Source organism: Microcoleus sp. PH2017_28_MFU_U_A, assembly GCF_020738035.1.
Classification (GTDB): Bacteria; Cyanobacteriota; Cyanobacteriia; order Cyanobacteriales; family Microcoleaceae; genus Microcoleus.
Genome location: NZ_JAEQCX010000202.1, coordinates 1 through 5,654, shown reverse-complemented (window position 1 = coordinate 5,654; position 5,654 = coordinate 1). Strand labels below are relative to the sequence as shown.

Sequence of the window (5,654 nt, the reverse complement as noted above, 5' to 3'; positions counted from 1 at the left end):
ATGACCCGCACCCAGATGTGTATCCAGTTATTATGACTTTATAGTCATCCTAGTCATCCCCCAAGTATTGTTACTCAGTTTCGGCTAAACGAATCGCACACTTACAATCTAATTATAACAAATCTTTAGATCCATTATGTAAATAAATATTAAAGGCGGTTGAAACCGCTGCCGACTTCCTCCTCATGTCTAAAGCCAGAGGCACGCCGGGCTCGTTTTTCGGTGAAGTTGCAGGGTAAAAGGGTCGAGGGTATCGGAGTAGCAAGGATTGGGAGTTAACTCGAATAAAGTTCCATGCTGCGGTTGCGGGCGTGCTAGCAAATTGCTGACACTCGAAAATTCGGTTTTTCCAAGAATGTAGGGCATCAGCGCTCATCGCCAATTTAGATGCCCGACTCGGATAGTTGGATTTGAATTCTGGGAAAAGTTCGAGTTGTTTCACAAGTTTGGAAAGATTCGGATTACATTAACTTTTCCATTTCAACAGCAGCCAAACGAGCTTGAAGTACCAACAAGTTTATCGGATCTATGGCGATACGAAAAGTCATTACTTTCAAGTTTTGGGGGACGTATTTACTCAACCGACTCTCTACTTGACTCGAACAGACTATCAAATCAAATTGATCCAGGTCGCATTTATTATTTTGAACGGTTTCGAGGGTAACTGCTTCTGACTCTACGTGATGCACGTTGTACTCGATTATCTCCTTCATCGCTTCGCTGCTAATTTGTTCTTTACATACGAATAACAGCTTGGCATTGCGGGGCAGCGGTGAAATACAGCTTAACAATTGCATATCGGGTTGCACGTCAATTCCGATTATTTCTTTGTTGGGATCTGCCAGCTTCGCTACATCCCACAAGTTTTTAATAGTTGTTACCACCAAATCTGCCGCCAACAACTGTTGAACTGATTCTGCTTCCTTATTTTTTAACGTGTTCCAATCAATTGATACTAAAGCTAACCCGGTTGCAGATTGAATGCTGCTGCCAATATCGATACTATCTGGGAAAAAATTCACAAATGCTACGTTGATTTGATGGCGCTCGATCAGGACTGCTTGAGCGTAAGCCGCTGCTGAAAACTCCGACACGCTCAGCCCACTTTGAGATGCAGAACGAAAAGCTTGATCGAGCAAGTCGTAGAAGCTTTTCCGAGCCATTATTTGTTTGACAGACTGGGAATCTGCGATAAAAGTTCCTTTGCCCCGGTGGCCTATCAAATATCCTGAATTAATCAGTTCGTTATACACCAAGGCTACAGTGTTGTGGTTAACTCCCAAATGCTTTGCTAAGTGAACTCCCGGTGGTAGCGGCTGATTCGGCTTGAGATTGCCCCGTACAATCAATAGTTTAATCTGCTCGGTAATTTGAGCGGCAATTGTTAGAGGCGATCCAGCATCCACAACAATAGGTGGTAAAACAGGGTCTTTCATGTAAGCTGGCATATTTGTTACTATTTTAGTAATTAATCTTTTTGACATTCAAGCAATTTCTAAAATTCAGTAGGAAAAGCGCCCTGTCTCTTAAAATTTATGTTTACACTCCGCTTTATGTGGTTACTTTTCTATCCATTAATTAAGTTTACATATCCACAGACGCCCGGCGTATTCCCCATCAGTCCACAACGGTTTAGAATAGCGTTCGATTGTGCGGCCGTCCCTCAGTTGAACTTTTTCGTGAGATTCTAGCTGAGTCTGCTTGTAAATTTCTGTTACGTTCTTGAGAAAAACTTGGGGATTGTCGAATTGTTCGGCAACAAACTGCAACGCTAGGCGATCGGATAGCGACCTGAGAATAAATTCGGGTACGTTCCAGATTTTTAAGAAACTGGGAGTCAGCCCTGAAATTTGTCTCTGGCTGTTTACTAACAAAATTCCAGAGTTTGCATCTTGATTTTTTAACTGGTCTGAAATTGGCAACATCAAAAAGTGATTGATTGAGGTTTGGGGTTACTTTTTATTAAGAAAAATAAATATTTAGTTTTCTTATTACACTTTTACAACTGTAGAAGAGCAGTTTTACCTGCTTACAATACATCCTACCACAATTGAAACACAAAAATTCCCAGATAACACTGGTTGACTGGTACTGCTGTTGAACCCATTTGAGATATTCAGTCCTGGAGGCAGGCACACAATATGATCGCACTATTTTAACCTCGCAGGCGATCGACCCATCGCGGGCTATCAGTACAATCCCTGATTGTCTATTGTGTCAACCCGAAAAAATAACGCTCGCCTCAAAAGCTCTTTGTTGAGGTATAGCCTTTCTCAAAAAGATGAGGTATGACTGACAGCCTATATAACCGCTTAAACCAAGAGGGCTGAAGCCCAACAACATACCTCATCTTTCTGAGAACCGCTATAGTTCATTTATTTGTTGAGGTCGTTTCGTCTGAATTATCGCCTGCAAAGGTTTTCAGGTTAGTTGTCCGTCCCGTCCGGTTTGGGGTAAAATTATCCCCTCTTTTTGACCAACAGTTGAGGAGAATCGCTCTACCTCGCAACTAAACTAAAAGAGAAATATTGGATGGCATTTTTTTTCAAATCAAAAATAATTGCAATTTGGAAGGTAAGCTGTTAGTCATTTAAATCTATTGCCTCAACCCCTTACAGTATGGGGTCTGGCACACAAATAGTGCAGTTTGAATGTCGAACAGCTTAGAACCTTTAGACTTGCTACCCCAGTCAACAGTATGTTTGTATTACAAGTAGTGGAAAAAAAATGAGCGATCTTGACAAACTGAAACGAAAGCCCGGTGGTAGCGGCTGGTTTGGCTTGAGATTACCCCGCAGGATCGATAGCTTAATCTGCTCGGTAATTTGAGCGATAATTATTAGCGACACACCAGCATCCACAACAACAGGGAATAAAACGAGTCTTTCCTGCACTCTGGCTTGTTTTTTACTATTTTTTTACTAATTAATCTTTTCGACATTCAAGCAATTTATAAAATTCAGTACAAAGACCGTTCTATATCCCCCAATGTTAATTTATATCGTGCTGCGTACCCGGATTATTTAATTTCTGTATTGATTTTAAATATCCACAGCCTGCCTGCGTACTCTCCCTCAACCCATAACGGCTTAGAATGGCGTTCTATTATGCGACCGTCTCTCAGTTGAGCTTTTTCGTGAACTTCTAGCTGCGTCTGCTCGTAAATTTCTGTCATGTTCTTGAGAAAAACTTGGGGATTGTCGAATTGTTCGGCAACAAACTGCAACGCTAGGTGCTCGGATAGCGACCTGATAATAAGTTCGGGTATATTCCAGATTTTTAACAAACTTGGAGTCAGCCCCGAAATTTGTCTCTGGCTGTTTACTAGCAAAATGCTATAGCTCGCATCTTGATTTTTTAACTGGTCTGAAATTGGCAACATCAAAAAAAAATTGATAAATTGGGTTTTGGGGTTACTTTTTATTAAGAAAACTAAATAAGCTGTTAGTCATTTAAATTTATTGCTTTAACCCCTTACAGCATGGGGTCTGAGCTACAAATAGTGCAGTTTGAATGTCGAACAGCTTATTTAATTTTCTTATCACACTTTTACAAGCCTAGCCTACAAGAGCAGCTTTACAGCTTTACAACAGATTCTACCACAACTGAAACACAAAATCTAGAAGATTTACCGCTTGACTGGTACTACAATACTGGTGTACCATACACAAGTGTGTTTCATACAAGAGCAAAGAGGAAATTTCAATGAAGTGGCTATTGGATTTGGGAGCGCAATACCGCCAGAACCTGCTGTCTGGATCTTTTTACAAGCAACTAGCTTTATCCGAGAATCCAGGTGATGTTAGAGGTTGGATCGGGCAACTTTATCACCAATCCAGCGACTTTACCGCATCGCTAGCCATGAGATATGCGATGTGCCGTGACTTTCGGTATCAAGGATGCTTCGCCCACCACGCCACGGAAGAGGTAGATCACGCGTCGCTACTGTTGGATTGGATGCACAAGCACGAGTTCTTACAGCCGGGAGAAAACCCGAATTCCATAGCTCCTACCCTGGAAACCCAATCGGTCAGCGCTTATTGCTTCCGTTCGGTGTTGCGAGAATCCTACGATCACCAAGTCATCGCCATGAACCTGATTTCTGAGGGTGTGAGCTTCGATTTCTTCTCAGCGGTCATTCCCGTATTTGCTCGAATCGGCCTTAAAACCAACCGCTATTGGGTCGTTCACCGCGAAATCGACCTAGACCACCTAGCTATGGGCATCGACCTCATCCCTCAGTGCGAGCCAGATTCGGCACAGGGTAAAGAATACGCCCGCATTGCTTACGAAACTAGCGTGCTGTACGGTCGGATGCTTGATTCTTGGACTACTACCAATAAAGACCAGGAGAAAACACCCTTAGTTGCTGAACTTGTGGCTGCAAGATAACCAATACGACTAGCGTCGATCTATAAATACTTCGGACAGTTTTAGATCTAATCTAGTATCTCAAACCCTTAATGGCTATAGGGATGACTATTTTTTCAATCTTTAAGTCTCACCCGCTCGTTTCAAAAAATCATTAAAAATGCCAGGGCTTACGCTGTAACGCTTACAGAGTCGTTAAAAAACTGTCCGAAGTATTGATCTATAGGAAATTAAAAATTACGGTGATGCGATGGCTGCGTCACCGTTCCAGATAAATTAGTCTGTCACTTAGACTTCAGGCAACAGAAGACTTAGCGCTCTTGGAAAAGTTATTTTCAACGGTATTTTTGCGAAACATTCGCTTACCAATTAACTCAAATGCCTCTTCCAGTTGATCCTCGTCCGCTACCTCTATCAGCGTTTTTAAGTCGCTGCCGATCGACTGACTCATTAACAAACAGCAAAAATAACTCATCGCACCGGGATGAATTCTCTCCATTGCCTCCAGCGCAGCCGAAGCTTTCGCAGTTACCACATCCGCTTTGCCGTTTCGGTACTCGCTCCAGTGCTGCTGCGATATCCCAGACTCCTCTGCCAGGCGCGTTCCCTTGATTCGGTAATAATCCTGAGTCTTGCTTAGCGCTGGGAGCATCCCGGTTTTGTAAATATCCGAATAACAACCAACGGTAGAATGCGGGTTCTGGGTTCCAGTATCTGTGAAATATTAACGGTAGAATGAGGCTTTGGGTCGCTGCTCAAAAAACAGTCCGGGGTATTGGAATAAGTGTAAAATAGTTAAAATCAATAAAAGCGTCAAAAAAAGTTGAGAAAAAGAGCCATGACCCCTGAAGAACTAGAGCGGTTGGAATCTTGTACGGCAGAAATTGCTAAAATTTTGTATAACAATACACCCCCAAGTGAACTGACCAGTCTGGAAAATATTGAAAAACATCTCAGGAAACAATGGCTTGAAAAAGTGGGCCCACAAATCGGTTTTTTTTTATCAAACAAGCAACAGGAACAGAACAAGGACGACCGCGCACAGTAAAAAGCTGTATTGGTGAACTAATAATTACTGAAAAACAGGCCCAAAAATTAGAGTTCAAGAAATCTACTCGATTATCTCCATTATTTGAAAAATGCTGTCTCCGTCAAATAGCTAATCTTTCCTACGAAAAAGCTGCCCCGTGAAATGGAAGTTCAGACAGGAGTAAAGATAGGACACACTTGTTTACACAGATTGGTAGAAAAACAAGAATGGTCAGAACCTCATGCCAAAATAG

Annotated in this window: 7 protein-coding genes; 2 read left to right on the top strand and 5 right to left on the bottom strand. The window is 42.1% G+C overall.

Going from position 1 to position 5,654, the window contains the following annotated elements; all coding sequences use genetic code 11:
* Nucleotides 1-112 precede the first annotated feature (112 nt).
* The 4 genes from JGK14_RS33420 to JGK14_RS33405 form a co-directional block, all read right to left on the bottom strand.
* On the bottom strand, nucleotides 113-442 hold the full coding sequence (locus JGK14_RS33420) for a hypothetical protein (RefSeq protein ID WP_293224330.1): 330 nt from the start codon (nucleotides 440-442) through the stop codon (nucleotides 113-115).
* A 19-nt stretch (nucleotides 443-461) separates the two neighbouring features.
* On the bottom strand, nucleotides 462-1,484 hold the full coding sequence (locus JGK14_RS33415; protein WP_293277662.1) for a GntR family transcriptional regulator: 1,023 nt from the start codon (nucleotides 1,482-1,484) through the stop codon (nucleotides 462-464).
* Between the two features lie 90 nt (nucleotides 1,485-1,574).
* Nucleotides 1,575-1,925: a hypothetical protein gene (locus JGK14_RS33410; RefSeq protein WP_293277661.1), complete on the bottom strand. Its 351-nt coding sequence runs from the start codon at nucleotides 1,923-1,925 to the stop codon at nucleotides 1,575-1,577.
* A 1,094-nt stretch (nucleotides 1,926-3,019) separates the two neighbouring features.
* Entirely contained in the window at nucleotides 3,020-3,382 is a 363-nt protein-coding gene (locus JGK14_RS33405) for a hypothetical protein (RefSeq protein WP_293277660.1), read from the bottom strand.
* 323 nt (nucleotides 3,383-3,705) lie between these two features.
* Between JGK14_RS33405 and JGK14_RS33400 the strand changes: the two genes are divergently transcribed.
* The gene (locus tag JGK14_RS33400; RefSeq protein ID WP_293277659.1) at nucleotides 3,706-4,392 is read left to right on the top strand and encodes an iron-containing redox enzyme family protein; all 687 of its coding nucleotides are present in this window, start codon (nucleotides 3,706-3,708) and stop codon (nucleotides 4,390-4,392) included.
* Between the two features lie 274 nt (nucleotides 4,393-4,666).
* Here JGK14_RS33400 and JGK14_RS33395 read toward each other — a convergent pair whose 3' ends face one another.
* Complete coding sequence (locus tag JGK14_RS33395; RefSeq protein ID WP_293282318.1) at nucleotides 4,667-5,023, bottom strand: hypothetical protein; 357 nt, start codon at nucleotides 5,021-5,023, stop codon at nucleotides 4,667-4,669.
* A gap of 186 nt (nucleotides 5,024-5,209) precedes the next feature.
* Between JGK14_RS33395 and JGK14_RS33390 the strand changes: the two genes are divergently transcribed.
* Complete coding sequence (locus JGK14_RS33390; protein ID WP_293277657.1) at nucleotides 5,210-5,419, top strand: hypothetical protein; 210 nt, start codon at nucleotides 5,210-5,212, stop codon at nucleotides 5,417-5,419.
* Nucleotides 5,420-5,654 lie beyond the last annotated feature (235 nt).

What these genes read in the sequence shown, in the direction of transcription:
- JGK14_RS33410 (WP_293277661.1), bottom strand. Translation starts at nt 1,925, where the DNA reads ATGTTGCCAATTTCAGACCAGTTAAAAAATCAAGATGCAAACTCTGGA.
- JGK14_RS33395 (WP_293282318.1), bottom strand. Translation starts at nt 5,023, where the DNA reads ATGCTCCCAGCGCTAAGCAAGACTCAGGATTATTACCGAATCAAGGGA.
- JGK14_RS33400 (WP_293277659.1), top strand. Translation starts at nt 3,706, where the DNA reads ATGAAGTGGCTATTGGATTTGGGAGCGCAATACCGCCAGAACCTGCTG.
- JGK14_RS33415 (WP_293277662.1), bottom strand. Translation starts at nt 1,484, where the DNA reads ATGTCAAAAAGATTAATTACTAAAATAGTAACAAATATGCCAGCTTAC.
- JGK14_RS33390 (WP_293277657.1), top strand. Translation starts at nt 5,210, where the DNA reads ATGACCCCTGAAGAACTAGAGCGGTTGGAATCTTGTACGGCAGAAATT.
- JGK14_RS33405 (WP_293277660.1), bottom strand. Translation starts at nt 3,382, where the DNA reads ATGTTGCCAATTTCAGACCAGTTAAAAAATCAAGATGCGAGCTATAGC.